Consider the following 19,494-nt stretch of genomic DNA (forward strand, 5'->3'; position numbering starts at 1 on the left):
GCTGATGGACTTTGAGAGCTCGGCCGCTGGCCTGCTGATCGGCATCCCGATGATCGTCTTCGGCAGCCTTGCCTATTCGGGCAGATGGCGCAGTTGGGTCGCACGGGCCGGGATGGGCCGCCGTAGCAGGACATTCTCCTCGCTGGGACTGTTGTATGGAGGGATCGCCTTTTGCCTGGTTCCCGTTGCCGCCCTCGTGGGTCCCGGGCCGGACGCGCTCCGCATCACGCTCCTGCTGGCGGCCGTGGCGGGGGCCTGGATCTTCATCATAAGTTTCTTCTGGCTTCCTGTCTTCGCCCGCCCGCGCTGGCTCCGTTCCTGGGAAGCACGAGGGGCAAACCCCGAAGAATTTGCCCGCCGGCGTTGACACGCGCCGGAAATGGTTGCCGGGCCTGGGCCGCCGGCATGGATGGGTAGTTCAACCCATCCCGGCCTGTGGAGGGGGCAGGAGTGCTTTGGTAGCGTAGTCGCTGGACAATGGAGGTTAAATGGCTGAGTGGGATATCGACGTCGCCGCTGCCCGTGGCGTTATCTCGTCCACCGAGAATCAGTACTCATCACTGTCGGAGCAGGAAAGAACCTTGGAGTCTGCCGTGGACGCGGCTGCCACAGCCTGCCAGTCGGAGGTCATCTCGACGGCGCTCGGCCACATCCGCGGACCATCGCTCATTGACCCGACCCGGCTGGCCCGGGAAAAAGCCCGGAGCGCAACGACGAACACCGCGGCCGCCGTCGAGCATTACCACCAGGGTGACTTGGAAATGGCGGCAAATGCGAACAATAACGCCGCGGAAGCACCCGATGGGGACGGTTGATACTTCGGGGCTGCATGGCTGGGCAAGCCCGGATGCCGTGGACACGGCAGCCGCGGATCTGAAGAGCGCCGGAACATCCGTTCAAGACACCACGACCGACGCCAAAAACATCTGGGCTGGACTGGATGCCGTCTATGAAGCGCCGGAACGGGACATCGTACTGACCGCGTTCGACGACGTCGCCAGCGCCGGTGAAGGGGTACAGGACGCGGCCGCCACCCTCAGCCGGGCGCTGACCACATTTGCCACCGAGGTCAGGGCGATGGTGCCGGCACGGAACGCTCTGATTGATGACGCTGCCGCGGCGAGCGCCCAGGAGGAGGACGATGCGGACACTGGGCCCGGCAACGTGGACCTGCAGTCGCGGATCACCGTCCAAGCGCAGGCGTACCAGGATGCCGAAGAACGCTGCGCCACGGCCATCGTTGCCCTGCATTCACGCTTCACGGCCGGTCCCGGCCTGCTTGGTGGTCCTTTGGTCGGGGTCAGCAGCGCCATCTCTCAAGGAACTATCGCGCGGCTGAACTATTCGCCAATCCAACAACCGACCTTCGATGCTCCTATCCGGACGACAGGACCGTTGCGGATGGACCAAACTCCCTTCGATCTGGTCCATCGGGGCGATAAATACACCTACAACAGGAGCGGCTTGCTGATACCCAGCCATGTCGCTGCAACGACCGCCAATCCCAACCCGGTGGCCGGCAGATGGTCCAACCTGACTCTGAAGGCGGACCCGACGGTCGCCAAACCGCCGGCGTGGGCCCGGATGGGCGGTCGCGGGCTCGGCATAGCCGGTGCCGGGCTGACATTGTGGGATGCCACATCCTCCCGCTACCAGCAGGACCTCGTCGAGCATCCGGAATGGGGCACGGGCGAACGCGTCGCCAGCGCTGGCATCGACGCCGTCGTCGTCGGCGGTATGTCTTTGGCCGGTGCCGCCGCCGGTGCCAAAGTCGGCGCCGTTGTCGGCGGTATGGTCGGTGGACCTGTGGGGCTGGTTGTCGGTGTGGCAGTTGGTGCCGGTCTCGGGTATCTTGGCGGTGCTCTCGGCAAGGAGTTCGGGGAGGAGATCCGTGAGGGCCTCGGCGATACGGCCGACGCCATGGCCGAAGGCATAGCCGACGCCGGATCGGCGATAGCGGATGGAGCAGAAGAAGTATGGGATTCCCTATGGGGATAACCGGGTACGGAGAGTGTGCATGACCGAACAGACCGTGCAGTATCCATTGATCCAACTGCAGGACCTTTCCCTGCGCGCGCCTGCCGATTGGGAGCAGGTGGATGTCCCCGGTACCGCACTGGTGGTCGCAGAACCGGAGAAACCGAAGGCACAGACGACTTTCCGTCCGAACCTGGTCGTCATCACCGAGCATTCCGCTGCGTCCGTTCAGCAACTTTCCACCCGGGCGATGGCCTCGGCCATGGCGGACGCGACCGACACCTACATGGTCTCCTGCGACATCTGGTCGAGCCACCACCCCGGCCGGCGCATCGAATTCACCCACCGGGTCGATTCGTTGCTGGTCGACGTCGTCAAGTATCTTTTCGCCACCGGGGACCGCGCCGTCGAACTAACCTTCAGCTGCCTGGTCGCGCAACGGTCGGCCTACGCTGAGCTTGCAACCTACATCGCTTCGTCGGTGCAGTTTACAGAGGAGGAGCGGTGAGCAACTTTCCCGGGACCGAACCCCGATTGGACCAATGGATTTCGGAGGTTGCCGGTGAGCCGCTGGAAGAACTGTCCGGCATCGCGGCCACCCAGCCATATGTGTCCAACGGCCCATGGCTCAGCTCCGCCAGCCGGGAATTACTAGTCCAGCTTGCCGAGCGGCACCGACTGGGACGGTTCGACCTGCGGGGCAACCCAACTGCCGTGCAGGAACTGGTGCAGGCAGGGATCATTACCGCGAAGGGCCGGTTGACCGACGAAGGCGAGTTTCTGATCAGCCCGGTCAGGGCCACCCACGCCGCGATCTCCCTGTCCGCGCAGTACGGCCGGCATTCCTCGGGTTTCAGCGTTTATCTTGGGGCTTCGCATGCTCTCATCGGGGCTGGTCCGTCGTATCACTCGCTATTGGAGCACGACGCCGCTTCCGGCAGGCAGGGCGTCAAGCTTGCCGGTGGAGATTCGACACGGCTCGAACTGGTGGAGAACGACGCCGTTCCCGAAATGATTGGCAGATGGATGGGACTCGGTCCGGCATGGTCTGTGGCAGGGGTTCCCGAACAACTTCCGGCCGCCACGCTCGAGGCCAGGTTTTCGAGCGACATGGCCCCGGCACCGGCCGAGGCCGATGAACGCTTCCTGCGGATGTGGCACGAACCGTGGGTGGTTTTCACGCTGGCAATGTCTCCCGGTGATTTCCGTTCGGGCCTGATCAATGCCGGCGCGGCTGGTTTCCAGCATTATGGCAGCATCGACCCAGACCAGGCCGGGCTCCAACCGATGCCATCCGGCCAACTGTGGAGCACCCTCGTGGAACAAACTGGTTTGGCCCTGGCTGCAGGACGTTCCGGGCAGAGCCGGCGGTGATCCGTCGTTGAGCAATGACTGGACTATCCTCAGCCGGCTGGAGCCGACCCACGAGGTATTGATCGCTGCGCTGCTGGAAGTGATGCCGCACGCCGGCCTGCGCGACACCGGCGAAGAATCCGTTCTGGAAATTACCGACGCCCCGGATCCAGACTCACCCGCGTTGTTGGCCATCGAGCTGCCGCGGCTGATCCAAATTCCAGCTGAACCACAGCGGCTTCTGGCCGGTACAAAGGTCTCCGCGATAGAGGGAGTTCCCACGCCGCTGGTTTCTGCCGCAGGTGGAGCCGGTTTGCCTGCCGGGCAACCGCTCTGGTGGCAGGATCTGCATTCCCTGGGCGATCCTGAGCAGAGCGACCCATCGGCCGGGCGGTTGGCCCATGCCATCGCGGCACGCGTTGAAGGCGCCGTCATGATTCCATCCCTGGCGGAACGATGAATCGCCCGTCTGCGTTCGACTTCAGCACGGCCAAGGCCGCCGTCGTCCATCAGGACAAACCCGTACTGTACCTGTCGAACTGGTTGACCCGCTCCTACCGTGCCGCGCTGGCCACCAATCGCCGGTTCATTGTCACCAGTCCGGCGGGCAGCACCGCAACACTGCCGCTGCTCGAGCTGCTGTCCCTGCCCGGGTGCGCGTGGATCGGGACGACGACGGATGGCCGTTACTACGACGCACTCACCGGCCGGATGCAACGGTGGGAGGACGAAGATTTCACTCCCTTGGAAGAGCCTTCGGATGACTTCCTGCAGTCCCCCGCTTCCCCGCAGGGAATGATCCACCTCCGGGCCGATACGCTGCATCCGGCCAGCGCCGGTACCAGAGTGGGAAGCTTCTGCGAAACTGTATTCTCCGCAGTGACCGGTGCGGCACCTGCAGGCTGGGGACTCGTGGAACCGGTTAGTGAACCCTGGGATACCGGGGAACTGAACAATTACTGCCGGAGCCGGGCACCCATGCCGACCACCGTCGTCGTCCTGGGGGAAACGGAGGCCGGTACCAGCGCGCCAGCCATAGCGGTGCTCAGCGTCGAACGTACGTCCCGCGGTCTACACGAAAGGGTCGAAATGCTGGCCGGAACGCCTGAGCCTCTGGGTCCGGATGAGCTGGATGCTTTCAGTATGTCCATGCACCAGGCAAGGGCACGCCATGCCGTTCTGGGCCATGGCATCGGCTACACCGACCTGCGCCGCCCGGCGCGGTTCACCGGCACAACAGTTCCTGCCTGCGCGGTCTTCGGCCCTGGAACGCTGGGACAGACCGATGCGGATCAGGCGCTGGCTCTCGCCGGTGGACAAGGGCGGCTGATCGGCCGCGCCCCCGCCCGCTCGCTGGCGGTCATCTACCCGCAGGAACCGGCTCCGGGGCAGCAGCATCCGCTGGCGGCGTACGCAGAGCTGGCAGCTGCGTTGGACCGGTAGGCTGGACTGGAGCACCCCACAAGCATTGGCAGGAGAAACCGCGTGCCCGATATGTTCCTGGACAAGTTCCGAGGACTGGTTCCGAAATACCTGAACCGTGAATGGTCCAAAGACGACGGCATCCGCATTCCGGAGCTGGATGCTGAACTGTCCCGCCACGATTTCGACGTTCCCTTGGTGCTGCGTGAATTCCTGCATTGCGTAGGAAGTTCGGAGCTGATAGAGGTCTACAACTTCTTCTGGGACCCGGACGAGCTTGAGGTCGACGACGGTTTCCTGCTCTTCCTCGAGGACGAGGAGGAGACCACGGTCTGGGGCTTCCGCGTCGAGGACCTGGACGTGCCGGACCCTATCGTGTGGCGGCGGAACGCCGACGGCCGTTGGGAGAGCGAAGAAGGAACGTTCAGCGAATTCGTCTTCGATCAGTTCGAGTGGGTCTTCACCGAAGAGGTCGAAGAGGAAGAGTAGCTCAGGCGCTGCGGGTAACGACGGCCTGGGCGAAGCCTGCCAGCGCGTCCTTGACCGCTCCTTCGGGCAGCGGACCGAGGGAGGCGACGGCGTCGTCGGCCCATTGCTGCGCAACTTCCCATGCCTTGCCGGTCACCGGATGTTCGCGGACGGCGCTGACGGCATCGGCGAGCGCTTCGTCCGTCGTCAGGTCGCCGTCGACCAGGTCGATGACAGCGGCAGCCGAGGCATCGCCGTCGTCGGCAGCCTTGCGCAGCAGCAGCACTGGCAGTGTTGGAACGCCTTCGCGCAGATCCGTCCCCGGCGACTTACCGGAAACTTTCTTCATCCCGGTCACGTCGATGACGTCGTCGGCCAGTTGGAAAGCGACTCCGACTTTTTCCCCGTAGGACACCATCGTCTCAATGATTTGCTTGTCGGCGCCGGCAAACAGGGCACCGAGCTGGCCGGACGCCGCGACCAACGAACCGGTTTTGTCGGCAATAACTGAAAGATAATGTTCGACGGCGTCATCGCCTTCGCGCGGGCCGACGGTTTCGTGCAGCTGGCCCAGGCACAGCCGTTCGAAGGTGCGTGCCTGGATGCCGAGCGCTTCGCCACCCAGCTCCGAGACCAGGATGGAGGCGCGGGCGAACAGCAGGTCCCCGGTCAGGATGGCGACGCTGTTGCCCCACACTTCGTGTGCTGTCGGCCCGCCGCGGCGATACGGCGCCGAGTCCATCACGTCGTCGTGATAGAGGGTGGCCAAGTGCGTTAGCTCGACGACAACGGCTGACTGCATGACCTCCGCGTTGGCGGCGTCGCCGAGATGTGAGGCCAGGATCGTCAGCAGGGGCCGGATCCGCTTGCCGCCGGCCTCGACCAGGTGGCGGCTGGTGGCATCCGCGAGCGGGTCGGAGTGGGAGATCGCCTCCCGGAGCTGCTTCTCCACCTTCGCCAGGCTGGTCGCGACGGCAGGACCAAGATCCGGGTCCCCCGCGATCACTTCGAACCCCACAGGCAGGCTCATCCCGGCGGCAATCTGGCTGGTCGACGTATCCACCTCGGCGGCGTCGGAAACACCATGGCCGGCACTGGCCCAGCTGATGTTGGCGGAATTAGTCACTGGATAACACTAACTATTCGAGGGGGCGGACGTCTGGTTGGAGGTGGGCGGAGTCAGCATCTCCAACAGATGAACAACTCTATCCTCAAAGCCCTTGCCACCGTTATCGGTCAGATTTGCCAGCAGCCGGACCACGAAGCGCATCAATACGGGAACCGGCATGCCCGTGCGCAACGCCAGCTTCATGATCCGCGGTTTACCGATCAGCTGGGCGAAAATCCGTCCCTGCGTAAAGTGGCTCCCCCACTCGCTGCGGATGATGCCGGGATACTGGCGGAGGGCTGCGTCGAGATTGGTTCCGCCACGGGTTCCGGTCCGGCCGTTCCCTGCCTGCATGCCGCCCTGTGCATCCGTGATGAGCTCAGCCGCTATCCGTGCCGACTCCATCGCGTACGAAATACCTTCTCCATTAAACGGGCTCACCATGCCGCCGGCGTCTCCAAGGAGCATCAGTCCGGGGCTGTAATGCGGTGTGCGGTTGAACCCCATCGGCAGGGCGGCACCGCGGATCTCACCGACCTGGTTTTCGGCCCGGTATCCCCACTCGGCCGGCATCGCCGCGGTCCATTCGCGCAGCACCTGTTTGTAGTCCAGCTTCCCGAAGGAACTGGAGGAGTTGAGGATGCCCAGGCCGACATTGGAAGTGCCGTCACCGACGCCGAAGACCCAGCCGTAACCGGGCAACGGATTACCGGCCGAATCGGGCAGCTCCAGCCAGCCTTCCATCCAGTCGTCGTCGTGCCGCGGGCTGGTGTAATAGGTCCGTACGGCCACACCGAGGGGGCGGTCGTCGCGCTTCTGGATTCCCAGCGACAGCGCCGTCCGTGCGGAATTGCCATCGGCGCCCAGTACGACGTCGGCATGGAAGTCTTTGGTCTCGCCGGTTTTCCTGCCGTTGTCATCAAGCAGGTTGGCGCGGGCACCCACGACCCTGCCGGCGTCGTTCCTGATCGCCGTGGTGACGCTGTGCCGTTCCAGGATGCGGGCACCGGCATCCTCCGCATGCCGGGCCAACGCCTCGTCAAAGCCCAACCGGGTGCGCACCAGTCCGTAATCAGGGAAGTCGGACAGTTCCGGCCATGGCACCTCAACGGTGCGGCCACCGGCGATCAGCCTGAGCCCCTTATTTCGGCGCCAGCCGGCGGAATCTTCGTGTGGCAGGCCCAGCCTCTGGATTTCGCGGACCGCACGGGGGGTCAGCCCGTCGCCACAGACCTTCTCACGCGGGAAGCTGGTTTTTTCCAGCACCGTGGTTTCGATCCCGGCCTTGGCCAGGTAGTACGCGGCGGTGGAACCGGCCGGGCCCGCTCCGACAATCAATACCGACACTTAGTTGACAGCCCTCGTGCTCTTCTTCCGCAGTCTCGCCTGAGGCTTTCGCCGCGGATCCGTTCCTCCGGTGCCGGCACTGGGTTTTGTGCCGCGGTGGACGGCCACAATCCCGCCGTTGAGGTTCCGGTAGGCGACATTGGTGAAACCGGATTGGCTGAGCCAGCCACCCAGTTCATCCTGGTCCGGCCAGGCGCGGATCGACTCCGCCAGGTAAACGTAGGCGTCCGGGTTGGAACTGACTTTGGTGGCGATTGCCGGCAGCGCCCGCATCAGGTACTCGGTGTACATCGTGCGCCACAGCGGAACGACCGGATGCGAGAATTCGGCGATCACCAGGCGTCCGCCGGGTTTGGTCACGCGCAGCATCTCCGCCAGCGCTTTCTTCGGCTCATTGATGTTGCGCAGCCCAAAGGAAATCGTCGTCGCTTCGAAGGAGTTGTCGGCGAACGGAAGGTTGGTGGCGTCGCCGGCGATGAAGTCGATGTCCGGACGGCGCCGCTTGCCCACCCGCAGCATGCCCAGGGAGAAGTCGCAGGCGACGACGTCGATCCCCGCGTCCGCATAAGGCTCACTGGAGGTGCCGGTTCCGGCGGCCAGATCGAGCACCCGCTGGCCCGGGACGGCATCGACCGCGTCAACGACAATGCGCCGCCAGCGGCGGGTCTGCCCCATCGACAGCACGTCGTTGACCACATCGTATTTGGGCGCAACGTCGTCAAACATTGCAGCCACTTCATCCGGGCGCTTATCCAAAGATGCACGGTTCACTTGAGCATTGTCTCAAATGTTGCTGGCACTGCCGAACCAGCCTTGCATCAGGCCGGTATCCGGCGACCGGGAAAGTGCTGGACAAAGCCCCCGTGCAAAGCGGCACTGCACCGGCGAGTAGGCTTAACTCATCATGACCAACCCGTCCTCCACCGCCTCTGCGGAGTCACTCATCCCTGCGCCTGCACCCCCTGAAGGCCGGCTTCGTTCCATCACGGTGGAGCTCGGCGACGTCCACGCGTTGACTGGATTGCTCGACTACCTGGACCGCGACGATCTCCTGTGCTGGACCCGGCGGGAAGAAGGCCTGGTCGGTTTCGGCGAACTTACCCGGATCAACACTTCGGGCGCGGACCGGTTCGAGGACGCCCAGCAGTGGTGGCGCCGGCTGGTCGCCAATGCCGACGTCGAGGATCACGTGCAGTTGCCCGGCACCGGTCCGGTGGCGTTTGGCTCCTTCTCATTTTCACGCACCTCCGCGTGGGAATCCCGGCTGATCGTGCCGGAACTAATCGTCGGTTCGCACGGAGGCAAGGGCTGGCTCACCCAAATCACCACGGACGACGGTGCGGAGCTGACCCCTGAGGGTGCCCAGACCGCCCTGGAAACGGTGCTTGAAGCTTCCGCCGAATCCGGCGCGGATGTTTCCGCCGAGGACTTCGGCGAAACGGACAACAGCCAGCCGGCAGATGGTGGATCTCGCGGGGAGGCGACGGAGGCCGGACCGGACGATGGCGGCGCTGAGGCGACGCTGCGGACCGGCGCTTTGAGCGAGGCGCAGTGGACCGCTGCCGTCCGCGAAGGCGTCAAACGGATCGAAGCGGAGGCGCTGGAGAAAATTGTGCTGGCGCGCGACGTCGTCGCACATCTTCCGGCGCCGGTGGATACCGCCCAGGTGCTGCGCGAACTGGCGATGCGCTACCGCGAATGCTGGACCTATGGCGTGGATGGGCTGATCGGCTCCACCCCGGAAATGCTGATCATGGTCGAAGGCAGCACCGCCCGCGCCCGTGTGCTGGCCGGGACCCTTGACCGCGCCAACGCGCCGGACGCCGACACCGATTACGCCGAAAACGGACTGACCTCCGATGAGAAGCAGCGCCACGAACACCAGTTCGCCATCGAGTCGCTGACCCGTCAACTGGAACCGTTTACCTCAACGATGACCGCCCACAGCGAACCATTCGTGCTCGAACTGCCCAACGTGTGGCATCTGGCTTCGGATGTGAGCGCGGAGTTGGCGCGGAGGGATGGAAACCTGCCGACGTCGTTGGCCCTGGCTGCAGCGCTGCATCCGACTGCCGCGGTGTGCGGAACGCCGACCGGTGCGGCGGCGGCCTTGATCCATGAACTGGAAGACCTGGACCGGGGCCCGTATGCAGGCCCGGTCGGCTGGATGGACGCGGCTGGCAACGGTGAATGGGGCATCGCGCTGCGCGGCGCCGTCGTCGAAGACCCGCAGTCGATCCGGCTTTTCGCCGGCTGCGGCATTGTCGCCGCCTCGGATCCGGAGGCCGAACTTGCCGAAACGTGGGCCAAATTCCGCCCGATGCTGCAGGCACTTGGAATGAGATCTTAATAACCAGTGCCGGCGTCCGGTGATAGCGTCAAAACAGATCCCGGACATTGGGGCGGAGAATTTGCGCCGGGTGCGTTGCTCTGCCTGTTCGTAGACACAGATTGAAAGGCAGACTCCATGCGTGCACGTTTTCCCGTTATCCTGATCGCCACCTCACTTGCCCTCAGCGCCTGTGGCGGAGGTGGAAGTGAAGAAGCCGGCGGCGAGGGCGGCACGGAAAGCACCGGGAGCGAACTGGCACTGGTCCAGCCCGGGACGCTGACGGTCTGCGCCGACATTCCCTTCCCGCCGTTTGCCTTCGAAGAGGGCGGTGAATACACCGGTTTCGACATGGAACTGATGGGCGAGATTGCCAGTGGCATGGGTCTGGATCTTCAGGTGAAGGACATTGGATTCGAAGGTTTGCAAAGTGGTGCGGCCCTGGCAGCGAACACCTGCGATATTGGCGCGGCGGCCATGACCATTACTGAACCGCGGGAAGAGAATATCGACTTCTCCGACCCGTACTACGACTCACTCCAGTCCCTGCTGGTGGCGGCGGACTCCGGCATCAAGTCTTTGAAGGACACGGCAGGCAAGACCATCGCAGTCAAGCAGGGAACCACGGGCGAGACCTATGCGCAGGAGAACGCACCTGAGAGCGCAGACGTCCGCGCCTACCCCAGTAATTCCGAGTTGTACCCGGCGTTGGAGTCCGGCGCAGCAGATGCCGTGATGATGGATCTGCCGTCGAATCTGCAGCATCTGGACGACGGCGAGTTCGTCATCGCAGAGAAGTACGACACGGGCGAGCAGTATGGTTTCCCGGTCCAGGAAGAGGGAAGCGAAGCTTTGCTCAAGGAAGTCAACGCACAGTTGGCGGAACTGCGGGAGAACGGTACCTACGACAAGCTGTATAACAAGTACTTTAGCGAGCAGTAGGCCCCGTAATGAGATCTTAATCACCGGCATTGTTTTCAGGTGGTAAAGTCATTCCGCGACATAAAGGGCAACAAAGGTTGCCATCACTCCTGCCCTTTATCCGCGTCCCAGTGAACATCCATGAAAGGCAGCTCCCATGCGGGCACGTGTCCCATTCATTTTGATCGCAGCGTCCACACTGGCGCTTACTGCTTGCGGCGGTGGTGGCGGCGACGATGCCGGCAGCACCGAAGATGGCGGCTCTGAGCTGGCTTTGATCCAGCCCGGAACGCTGACCGTATGTTCAGATATCCCCTACCCGCCGTTCGAGTTCGAAGAAGGCGGCGAGTACACCGGCTTCGATATGGAACTGATCCGCGAGATCGCCTCCGGGATGGACCTTGAGGTCGCCATTAAGGACATCGGCTTCGAAGGTCTGCAGAGTGGTGCCGCTCTGGCCGCCGGCACCTGCGACATTGGCGCCAGTGCCATGACGATCACCGAAGAGCGTGAAGAGAACCTGGACTTCTCCGAGCCGTATTATGACTCACTGCAGTCCCTGCTGGTCCCGAAGGACTCGGACATCAAGTCCATCGAGGATTTGGCCGGCAAGAGCGTCGGTGTGCAGCAAGGCACCACCGGCCAGAACTATGCCGAGGAAAACGTTCCGGAGAGCGCGGAAGTGCGGGCCTACCCCAGCGACGCCGAGCTCTTCCCTGCACTGACATCCGGCGGCGTTGACGCCGTGCTGCAGGACCTGCCGGTCAACCTTGGCCACACCCAGGACGGGGCGTACACCATCGTCGAGGAATACGACACGGACGAGAAGTACGGTTTCGCCGTTCAGGAAGAGGGCAGCGAAGCTCTCCTGGAAGGCGTCAACAAGGAGCTCGCCGAGCTGCGGGACAACGGCACTTATCAGAAGATTTACGATAAGTACTTCACCGAACAGTAGTATTCACGGTGCCGGCGGGTCCTTGGCCTGCCGGCACCGTGCCGCTCTCCTCACTGCCGCTCCTAATCCCCGGAAGGCCAACGTTTGAAACCCTCCACCCGCAGACGCCTCTTCCGTGGCGTGTTGTACGCCATTTTCATCATCGCGGTCGCAGCCGTCGTCCTCGTCGCCGATTGGCAGACCATCGCATCCAACTTCTTCGACCTTGAAGTTGCGGTCGAGCAGTTCCCCGCCATCATCACAACTGCGGCCAAGAACACCGTCCTCTACACCGTGATTGCGTTTACCGGCGGTTTGCTCCTTGGCCTGCTCCTGGCGCTGATGAAACTGTCTCCGGTTGCCCCTTACCGTTGGGTCGCTACCGCCTACATTGAGATCTTCCGCGGGCTGCCGGCACTGCTGGTGATCTTCGGGTTTGCCTTCGCGGTCCCGATCGCATTCACAGAGTGGGACCCGCCGGGCGGCAGCACCGGTGCCGGACTAATAGCCCTGATTATCGTCTCCGCCGCCTACATCGCCGAAACCATCCGGGCCGGCATTGAAGCGGTGCCGAAAGGGCAGGTCGAGGCAGCCCGTTCCCTGGGCATGCGACCCAGCTGGACCATGATTTCCGTGGTGTTGCCCCAGGCATTCCGCATCATCACTCCCCCGTTGACCAACGAGCTGGTTATCATCATCAAGGACACTTCCTTGCTTTTCATCGCCGGTATGGCGCTCAGTGACCGCGAACTGACCACGTTCGCCCGTGACGGAGTTTCCCAATACGCCAACTCCACTCCGCTGGTGATGGCCGCCCTGCTGTACCTGGTCATTACGCTGCCCCTGACGCGGCTGGTGGCACGCCTTGAACGACACAACCAAAGGAGCCGGTGAACAAGGTGAGCGAATACACCAACCGCAAAGATGTTCCCGCCATCGCGGTGAAGGATCTGCACAAGTACTTTGGCAAGAACGAGGTGCTGAAGGGCATTGACTTCCACGTAGACCAAGGTGAAGTGGTCTGTGTTGTCGGCCCGTCCGGATCCGGCAAGTCCACCCTGCTGCGGTGCGTCAACCGCCTCGAAGAACCGACCAGCGGAACCATCGTCGTCGAAGGCGTGGATATCACAGACCCGGAGACGGACCTGGACAAAGTCCGCACCAAGATCGGCATCGTGTTCCAGCAGTTCAACCTGTTCCCACACCTGAATGTGCTGAAAAACCTCACTTTGGCTCAGCAACGCGCGAAGAGACGCGGCAAGACAGAGGCCATCGAGGTGGCCCGCCGCAACCTTGCGAAAGTTGGCCTCGCCGACAGGGAAGAAGCCTTTCCGGCGCAGCTTTCCGGTGGCCAGCAGCAGCGTGTGGCGATCGCCCGTGCGCTGTCCATGGACCCGGACATGATGCTGTTCGACGAGCCCACCAGCGCCCTCGACCCCGAACTGGTTGGCGACGTCCTCGAGGTCATGCGCAAGCTGGCCGACGAAGGCATGACCATGATGGTCGTCACCCACGAGATGGGCTTCGCCCGCGAGGTGGGCGACCGGGTCGTGTTCATGGACGGCGGTGTCGTCGTCGAACAGGGCAAGCCGAAGGATATCCTCACGAACCCCCAGAACGAACGGACCATCGAGTTCCTCTCCAAGGTCCTCTAGTGGGTCAGGCTAGCGCAGCCTGGACGGCGTCCTTGATCCGCTGATGCAGCTTCCGGAGATCGCCACGTTCGGTCCGGACCTCGATGATGGAACGTCCACGGATCCGCTCGGCGAGCGCGCCTTCCAGTTCGACGGCGGTGCCGGCCAGGCGGTATCGCACGCCGTACGCCTGGGCCAGGGCTGATATGTCCACCGTGTGCGGCGTGCCGAAGAGCCGTTCAACGCTGTCCCGGTATTGCTCCGACTCCCCCAGCTTTCCATGCTCCAGGAGCGAGAAGATTCCCCCGCCTGCGTCATTGAGGACGATGATCTGCAGGTTCGGGGACGCTTCGCCGCTGCCCAGGAACAGGCCACCGACATCGTGCAGCAGGGTCAGGTCTCCGAGCAGTAACCGGGTTTCCCGCTCCGGCTCGGCCAAGGCGATCCCCGACGCGGTGGCGACGGTCCCGTCGATGCCGGCGATACCCCGGTTCGCAAACACTCCTGCCCAGGACCGTTCCGCCGGCCGGGCAGCCAAATCCAGGTCGCGGACCGGATTCGAGGATCCCACCACGAGCCGGGCATTGCGCCGGGTCGTATCCGCCCACAGACTCCGGGCGACCTGCAATCCGGTCACCACCGGTTCGCGGGCGAGCACCGAGTCCAGCGCCGCCTCGGCCCGGCCCGCCGCCTCCTGCCAGGATGCCAGCCAGCCCGCGGGACCGGTGCCCGCAAAATCCGCAAGTTCGTCCCGGGTGGATATAGGTCGTTCCCGGCGCCGCCCGGCTTCGTACCAGGCCACCGGTTCAGGTTCATAGAAGACCGTCTCGACGTCGGTGCGCGCGAGCAGTGCCGCCACCTGACGTGAAAGTGTGGGCCGGCCGAAGAGCACCACCCGCTCAATGTCCTGCCCCAAGTGCTCGAGCAGCAGCCGGTAGGGTCCGACAGCGTTCGCTCCGTGCCTGGCGTTCGACGTCGGATCAGCAAACAGCGGCAGCCGCAGCAGGGAAGCAAAAAGTTCGGCACCGGCACCTGCCCCGGCACCCGCCACGACGACCGTGCGGTGCTCGGACTCCGGCGTGCGCAGCGTGACTCTGTCAGATCCATTCCGGTCTTCCACCGCCCGGCCGGGTTCGCCGGACACGTTCGGCTGCTCTACTTCCTCCCGCCTGTCCGCGAAATCCAGCGCAGCCGGTTCGTCCTGCCCGGCCCGGGTGCCACTGATCTCCGTACCGAACTGCCGGCTTGGCTTCACAGCAGTACCGGCTTCAAGGACCGGGGTGAGCGGATCACGGAAGGCCAGGTTCAAGTGCACCGGGCCGCGCACACCCGCAAGGCGGCTCGGCCCGGCGCCCAAAGCCGCCGCAATGCCGGTGGCCACGGAACCGGCGGGGTCGGCACCTGCGGGGATGTCGACGTCGTACCTCACTGCGGTGCCGAACAATCCCGCCTGCCGCGTAGTCTGGTTTGCTCCGGTTCCGCGCAGCTCCTCGGGCCGGTCGGCACTGACAACAATGAGCGGGACGGCGCTGTGATTGGCTTCCATCACGGCCGGCATCAGGTTCCCCACCGCGGTGCCGGAAGTGGTGACGACGGCGGCCGGACGCCCGGACGCCAAGGCGAGACCGAGGGCGGTAAAACCTGCGTCACGTTCATCGATCCGGACATGGAGCCGTACCGTGCCATCAGCTTCCGCAGAGGCCAGCGCGTAGGCCAGAGGTGCACTTCGTGAACCAGGGGCGACGACGACGTGGCGGACTCCGCCGTCCAACAAGGCGGCGACTGCGCGTCCGGCGGTTTCCAATGAATCCATCACGGTTCCATCTTGCCTGATCGGACCGGCGATGCTGCCGCGCGGCTGGACTTATGCCCGCGGAACTGGTAAACAGTAAGCTTACTTATTGTTGTTCAAAACTGGATGCAGCAGGGCGTTCGCCCCGCATCCGTGACGTCAATGGAACCAAGGAGTATTTAATCATGGCCAGTTTGCTAACCCGCTCAATGCACGACCTCAGCGCCGCCGCATGGTTTGGCGGTTCCCTGATGGGAGCGGTCGGCCTCAACGGTGCCGCCGCCGAGGCAAAAGACAGCCGGGAGAGGACCCGCCTCTCCAGTCTTGGCTGGAAGAAATGGGCGCCCGTCCAGACGGCGGCTTTTGCCGTCCACGCTGTCGGCGGAGTCGGCCTGATTCTCGACAACAAGGGCCGCTTGGTCTCGGAGAGAGGTGAACCGGGAACCACCATCGTGAAGGCCGCCCTGACCCTGGCCGGCATGGGCGCGACGTACTACTCCTGGACCCTGGGCAAGAAGGTGGACAAGCTCGCCAACGAAGGCGGCGAGGGTGCCACCGAGCCCCGGCCGGGAGCTTCCAAGGAACTCGCCGACGCTCAGAAGCAGCTCAAGATGCTGCAGTGGGCCCTGCCCGCCTTCAGCGGCGCCGTCGTCGTTCTTGGCGCCAAGGAAGGCGAATTGCAGCGCCCGGAGAGCCTGCTTTCCCGCGTACGACTCAACTGCTGCTAGGCAGGGAAGACCTGCACCACTGAAGGCCGGGGCCCGCGGAATTCACCTTCCGCGGGCCTTTGGCCTGCCGGGAGGTAGTCCGGGAACAAGGACCTGGGCTCGTCGAAGGAGCCGTCCTCGCCCGGATGCTGCACGGCGACGTAGACCATTGATTCGTCGTCGTGGATTATCGGTCCGCAGGTTTCGGCGTCACGTGGCACGGAAAGGAACTGCTGGACGCGTCCACGGTTGCTGCCTTCCAGGTCCACTTTGAACAGTCCGTCGTTGAGACCGATGGTGCCGGGCTGGCCGTCGGTGGAGATCCACAGGTTTCCCGCTGTATCGAAGGCCACGTTGTCCGGGCAGGAAATCGGCGAAACCTGGTCGGCGGGGAAGCCACTGAAGTAGGTGGAGTCGTTGGTTGCGGGATCGCCACAGACCATCAGCAGATTCCAGGTGAACGTGGTGGCGGTCTGGTCGCCCCGGCGTTCGGAGATTTCCACGATATGTCCGTCGCGGTTGATCGACCGTGGATTTGATTCATCCACGCCGGCGTAGCCGTCCTTGCCACGGTTGGTGTTGTTGGTGCAGGCCACATAGACCTTGCCCGTGGCGGGGTTGGGTTCGACATCTTCGCAACGGTCCATTTTGGTGGCCCCTGCCTTGTCTGCCGCAAGCCGGGTGAACACAAGGACTTCTTCGATGGACATACCGTCGATTTTCGACTTTCCGCCAACCACCAGCGGCAGCCACTGACCCGTACCGTCGAACGCGCCGTCGTCGGGCAGTTCGCCTGAACCATCGATTTCTACTGGAGCGGAGTTGCCGGAGAACTTGGCGACGTAGAGGTCACCTTCGCTCAGCAGGGTCTTGTTGTGCTCGCGTTGTTTCGGGCCGCTCCCGTTCCGGAACTTCTTTTTCGAGACGAACTTGTAGAGGTAGTCGAACCGCTCGTCATCGCCGGAATAGGCGACGACGTGGCCGTTGTCCGCCACGATGACGTTGGCGCCCTCATGCTTGAACCGGCCCAGGGAAGTGTGCTTGACCGGTGTGGAAGTTGGATCCTGCGGGTCGATCTCCACGATGTAGCCGAAGCGGTTCTGCTCGTTTTCATAGCCGGGATTGTTCGCATCCCAGCGTGGTTCATCCAGCTCCCAGCCGTTGTTCGTGGCGGTGTTGGTGAAACCGTAGCGCCGTTGCGCTTCGGTGGTGGCGGGGCTGCGGAAGTAGCCGTCGAAGTTCTCCTCGCCGGAGAGGATCGTTCCCCACGGGGTGGTTCCGCCGGCGCAGTTCCCGATCGTCCCGTGGACCGTGCGGCCCTGCGGGTCCTCAATGGTGCACAGCAAGGCTGAACCTGCCGCCGGTCCGGTGAAAGTGAACGCGGTGTCGACGGTGATCCGGCGGTTCAGCCGGCCGCCACGGATGTACTTCCAAGGGTCACCTTTATGCCCGCGCTCGAGTTCGACAACCGAGAGGCCGTGGGCCGCCCGGGCGATGGCACGACGCTCAGCGACCTGCGCGGGCGAGGAGGCAGCCGGGAACATGAGGTTTGCGTTGACATACTCATGGTTGCAGACCAGCAGACCCTTCTTGCTGTTGGGAGTGCGCAGGATCTCGAGGTAGTCATTGTTGTAGCCAAACTGGCGTTCCTGGGCCGCGGCGGACTGGTTCCCCGCGTCGAACTCCGGTGCATCGTTGAAGAGCGGATCGCCCCAGCGCAGGATTGGTTCCCACTGGTATCCGGCCGGAACGGTGAAGGCGTCAACACTGGCATCCACCGGCGCGATCGGTATGAAGGGCAGACGGCCGTTCGCGGCGCCGGCCATACCGGATCCGTTCGCCCCCGCAGCTCCCTTGCCACCGGGGGCCGCTTGCGCAGAGGGCGAACCCAGTGTCGCGTTGCCGGCCACGAGACCGAGAGCTCCGGCTGCACCCAGTCCGAGCACATTCCGCCGGGAGTAGGCAGCCGAGGCGATGTCGCGGAAATACTCATTACCGGACTCGTTGCACACGGCCTTGGAACAGGCGTTATCGCATTTCAAGGCGCAGGTAACGGCGCTCCGCTTGCCGCGGGTGTGGCCAAGCATGGGTAAAAGCGGACGCCGGGTGCCGGTGGGGGTGTCAGTGGACGTGCTCAATGTAGATCCTTCCGTGAGGGCTGTGATCCTCACGGTGCCAGCGGAATCTAACGCAGAACCGGACGCCGGATGAATAGGGACTGAACGGCACTCGACGAACAGGAGACGCCGGGTTCGTTCGGCCGGGCGGGGGAACCCAAGGGTACGTTTCGCGAATGAGCCAGTCAAGCTGGTTTTTCCCGCTGGGCCGAACAGCTCAGCACTTCGTGCACCCTCCGGAGGCGTTGCAGCCACCAGTCGGCACGCTCCGGAGACGCGGCATAACGCTGCAGGAGTTCCGGTTCGACGGCTACATCCCGCACTTGCAGGGCCCCGCCTGCAGGCTTCAACGAGTTCCCCGTGACGTCGCCGTTCATCAGCGAAACCGTCCCGAGGCCGCACGCATACGGCAGTTCGGGCAGGGCGGCGGCGAGGGCGATCCCGGCGCGGATGCCCACCGATGAATCGAGCGCACTGCTCACCACGGCCGGCAGCCCCGCTGATGCGACGATGTCCAGGGCGCGGCGCACACCGCCGAGGGGCGCGACCTTGACGACGATGACGTCCGCGGCGCCGGAACGGCTGACCAGCAGCGGATCGGTTTCCTTGCGGACGCTTTCATCGGCAGCAATCAGCATCGGCACACCGCGACGACGCAGTTCCGCCCGGACCTGGCCCAGCCCATCTATGGTCATCACCGGTTGTTCGGCGTACTCGAGCCCGAATCCGGCGAGCGCGGGCAAAGCCTCAAGTGCCTGTTCCACGCTCCAACCACCATTGGCGTCAACCCGGACAGCGGCCTCCGGCAGGACTTCGCGGACCGCCCGCACCCGGGCAATATCGTCCGCCAGTCCCTGCCCGCGTTCGGCGACTTTAACCTTCACGGCCGGGATGCCGTCGAAACCCGACAGCACCTCCGGCACACGTTCAGCGTCGACAGCGGGCACCGTGGCGTTAACCGGCACGCTGTTCCGGAGCGGTTCCGGGAAACCTTGCCAGCCAGCCTCGATGGCGGCGCTCAACCAACGCGCGGCCTCGACGTCGTCGTACTCCGGAAACGGCCCGAACTCCGCCCATCCCGCCGGGCCGTGCAGGATCAGAGTTTCGCGCTCCGTGACACCCCGGAATTTCACCCGCATGGGCAGGCTGACGACGTGTGCGGACGCGGTTAGTTCGGCCAGGGAAGGGAACGGTGTCTGCATACCTTCACTGTACGCAGACACCGCCAGGCCGGTTGGTGCCCGCGTTCGCCGACACCGCGCCACTCCTGGTACGTCCCTATGCCCTCCCCTGCCGGCTCTCCCCTTTACCCTTAGCCCAATCTGTTTAGCGCAAGGTTGGGCACTAACCGTTCCTGCCCACTGGAAGCGGTCGCATAGTGGGCT

At 64.0% G+C, this 19,494-nt stretch carries 20 protein-coding genes; 14 read left to right on the forward strand and 6 right to left on the reverse strand.

Translation table 11 applies throughout. From position 1 onward, the window contains the following. The first annotated feature begins 4 nt into the window (after positions 1–4). From ACX80B_RS09450 to ACX80B_RS09485, 8 genes are all read left to right on the forward strand, one after another. Positions 5–367, forward strand: coding sequence for a hypothetical protein (locus tag ACX80B_RS09450; RefSeq protein WP_459295411.1), 363 nt, complete (start codon positions 5–7; stop codon positions 365–367). 121 nt (positions 368–488) lie between these two features. Continuing rightward, complete coding sequence (locus ACX80B_RS09455) at positions 489–815, forward strand: DUF6507 family protein (protein ID WP_459295412.1); 327 nt, start codon at positions 489–491, stop codon at positions 813–815. Beyond that, positions 802–1,998, forward strand: a complete 1,197-nt coding sequence (locus ACX80B_RS09460) for a hypothetical protein (protein WP_459295414.1) — start codon at positions 802–804, stop codon at positions 1,996–1,998. The genes ACX80B_RS09455 and ACX80B_RS09460 overlap by 14 nt, the downstream gene beginning before the upstream one ends. 19 nt (positions 1,999–2,017) lie before the next feature. After that, positions 2,018–2,485, forward strand: a complete 468-nt coding sequence (locus tag ACX80B_RS09465; RefSeq protein ID WP_459295415.1) for a hypothetical protein — start codon at positions 2,018–2,020, stop codon at positions 2,483–2,485. After that, positions 2,482–3,351 (forward strand): hypothetical protein, encoded by an 870-nt coding sequence (locus ACX80B_RS09470; RefSeq protein WP_459295416.1) that lies wholly within the window; start codon positions 2,482–2,484, stop codon positions 3,349–3,351. Before ACX80B_RS09465 ends, ACX80B_RS09470 begins: the two co-directional genes overlap by 4 nt. 7 nt (positions 3,352–3,358) lie before the next feature. Further along, positions 3,359–3,790 (forward strand): hypothetical protein, encoded by a 432-nt coding sequence (locus ACX80B_RS09475; RefSeq protein WP_459295418.1) that lies wholly within the window; start codon positions 3,359–3,361, stop codon positions 3,788–3,790. Continuing rightward, on the forward strand, positions 3,787–4,773 hold the full coding sequence (locus tag ACX80B_RS09480) for a DUF6177 family protein (protein ID WP_459295420.1): 987 nt from the start codon (positions 3,787–3,789) through the stop codon (positions 4,771–4,773). The genes ACX80B_RS09475 and ACX80B_RS09480 overlap by 4 nt, the downstream gene beginning before the upstream one ends. A gap of 42 nt (positions 4,774–4,815) precedes the next feature. Continuing rightward, on the forward strand, positions 4,816–5,241 hold the full coding sequence (locus tag ACX80B_RS09485) for a hypothetical protein (RefSeq protein ID WP_459295422.1): 426 nt from the start codon (positions 4,816–4,818) through the stop codon (positions 5,239–5,241). Between the two features lies 1 nt (position 5,242). On the opposite strand, the gene ACX80B_RS09490 is transcribed toward ACX80B_RS09485, so the two are convergent. From ACX80B_RS09490 to ACX80B_RS09500, 3 genes are read right to left on the reverse strand one after another with little or no spacing between them, the layout of a single operon-like run. Then, positions 5,243–6,346: a polyprenyl synthetase family protein gene (locus tag ACX80B_RS09490; protein ID WP_459295424.1), complete on the reverse strand. Its 1,104-nt coding sequence runs from the start codon at positions 6,344–6,346 to the stop codon at positions 5,243–5,245. A 9-nt stretch (positions 6,347–6,355) separates the two neighbouring features. After that, positions 6,356–7,675 carry a geranylgeranyl reductase family protein gene (locus ACX80B_RS09495; protein ID WP_459295426.1) on the reverse strand — a complete coding sequence of 440 codons (1,320 nt, stop codon included), beginning with the start codon at positions 7,673–7,675 and terminating at the stop codon, positions 6,356–6,358. Then, positions 7,676–8,446 (reverse strand): demethylmenaquinone methyltransferase, encoded by a 771-nt coding sequence (locus ACX80B_RS09500; protein WP_459295428.1) that lies wholly within the window; start codon positions 8,444–8,446, stop codon positions 7,676–7,678. Between the two features lie 133 nt (positions 8,447–8,579). Here ACX80B_RS09500 and ACX80B_RS09505 point away from each other — a divergent pair, with 133 nt between their 5' ends. The 5 genes from ACX80B_RS09505 to ACX80B_RS09525 all read left to right on the forward strand — a co-directional run bounded on the left by ACX80B_RS09505 (position 8,580) and on the right by ACX80B_RS09525 (position 13,514). Beyond that, a complete protein-coding gene (locus ACX80B_RS09505; protein ID WP_459295430.1) occupies positions 8,580–10,025 on the forward strand; it encodes an isochorismate synthase in 1,446 nt (481 codons plus the stop codon). A 117-nt stretch (positions 10,026–10,142) separates the two neighbouring features. Beyond that, positions 10,143–10,946, forward strand: coding sequence for a transporter substrate-binding domain-containing protein (locus ACX80B_RS09510; RefSeq protein ID WP_459295432.1), 804 nt, complete (start codon positions 10,143–10,145; stop codon positions 10,944–10,946). A gap of 136 nt (positions 10,947–11,082) precedes the next feature. Continuing rightward, entirely contained in the window at positions 11,083–11,880 is a 798-nt protein-coding gene (locus ACX80B_RS09515; protein WP_459295434.1) for a basic amino acid ABC transporter substrate-binding protein, read from the forward strand. 84 nt (positions 11,881–11,964) lie between these two features. Next, on the forward strand, positions 11,965–12,753 hold the full coding sequence (locus tag ACX80B_RS09520) for an amino acid ABC transporter permease (RefSeq protein ID WP_459295436.1): 789 nt from the start codon (positions 11,965–11,967) through the stop codon (positions 12,751–12,753). Further along, positions 12,750–13,514, forward strand: a complete 765-nt coding sequence (locus ACX80B_RS09525) for an amino acid ABC transporter ATP-binding protein (protein ID WP_459295438.1) — start codon at positions 12,750–12,752, stop codon at positions 13,512–13,514. The genes ACX80B_RS09520 and ACX80B_RS09525 overlap by 4 nt, the downstream gene beginning before the upstream one ends. 4 nt (positions 13,515–13,518) lie before the next feature. Here the strand turns inward: ACX80B_RS09525 and menD are convergent, their stop codons facing one another. Further along, the gene (gene menD / locus ACX80B_RS09530) at positions 13,519–15,306 is read right to left on the reverse strand and encodes a 2-succinyl-5-enolpyruvyl-6-hydroxy-3-cyclohexene-1-carboxylic-acid synthase (protein ID WP_459295576.1); all 1,788 of its coding nucleotides are present in this window, start codon (positions 15,304–15,306) and stop codon (positions 13,519–13,521) included. A gap of 161 nt (positions 15,307–15,467) precedes the next feature. On the opposite strand from menD, the gene ACX80B_RS09535 reads away from it, so the two are divergent. After that, positions 15,468–16,013 carry a hypothetical protein gene (locus tag ACX80B_RS09535; RefSeq protein ID WP_459295578.1) on the forward strand — a complete coding sequence of 182 codons (546 nt, stop codon included), beginning with the start codon at positions 15,468–15,470 and terminating at the stop codon, positions 16,011–16,013. Here ACX80B_RS09535 and ACX80B_RS09540 read toward each other — a convergent pair. Then, complete coding sequence (locus ACX80B_RS09540; RefSeq protein WP_459295580.1) at positions 16,010–18,079, reverse strand: PhoX family protein; 2,070 nt, start codon at positions 18,077–18,079, stop codon at positions 16,010–16,012. The genes ACX80B_RS09535 and ACX80B_RS09540 overlap by 4 nt on opposite strands. 215 nt (positions 18,080–18,294) lie before the next feature. Beyond that, on the reverse strand, positions 18,295–19,311 hold the full coding sequence (locus ACX80B_RS09545) for an o-succinylbenzoate synthase (RefSeq protein ID WP_459295440.1): 1,017 nt from the start codon (positions 19,309–19,311) through the stop codon (positions 18,295–18,297). Between the last annotated feature and the right edge of the window lie 183 nt (positions 19,312–19,494).

This window comes from Arthrobacter monumenti (assembly GCF_054511255.1).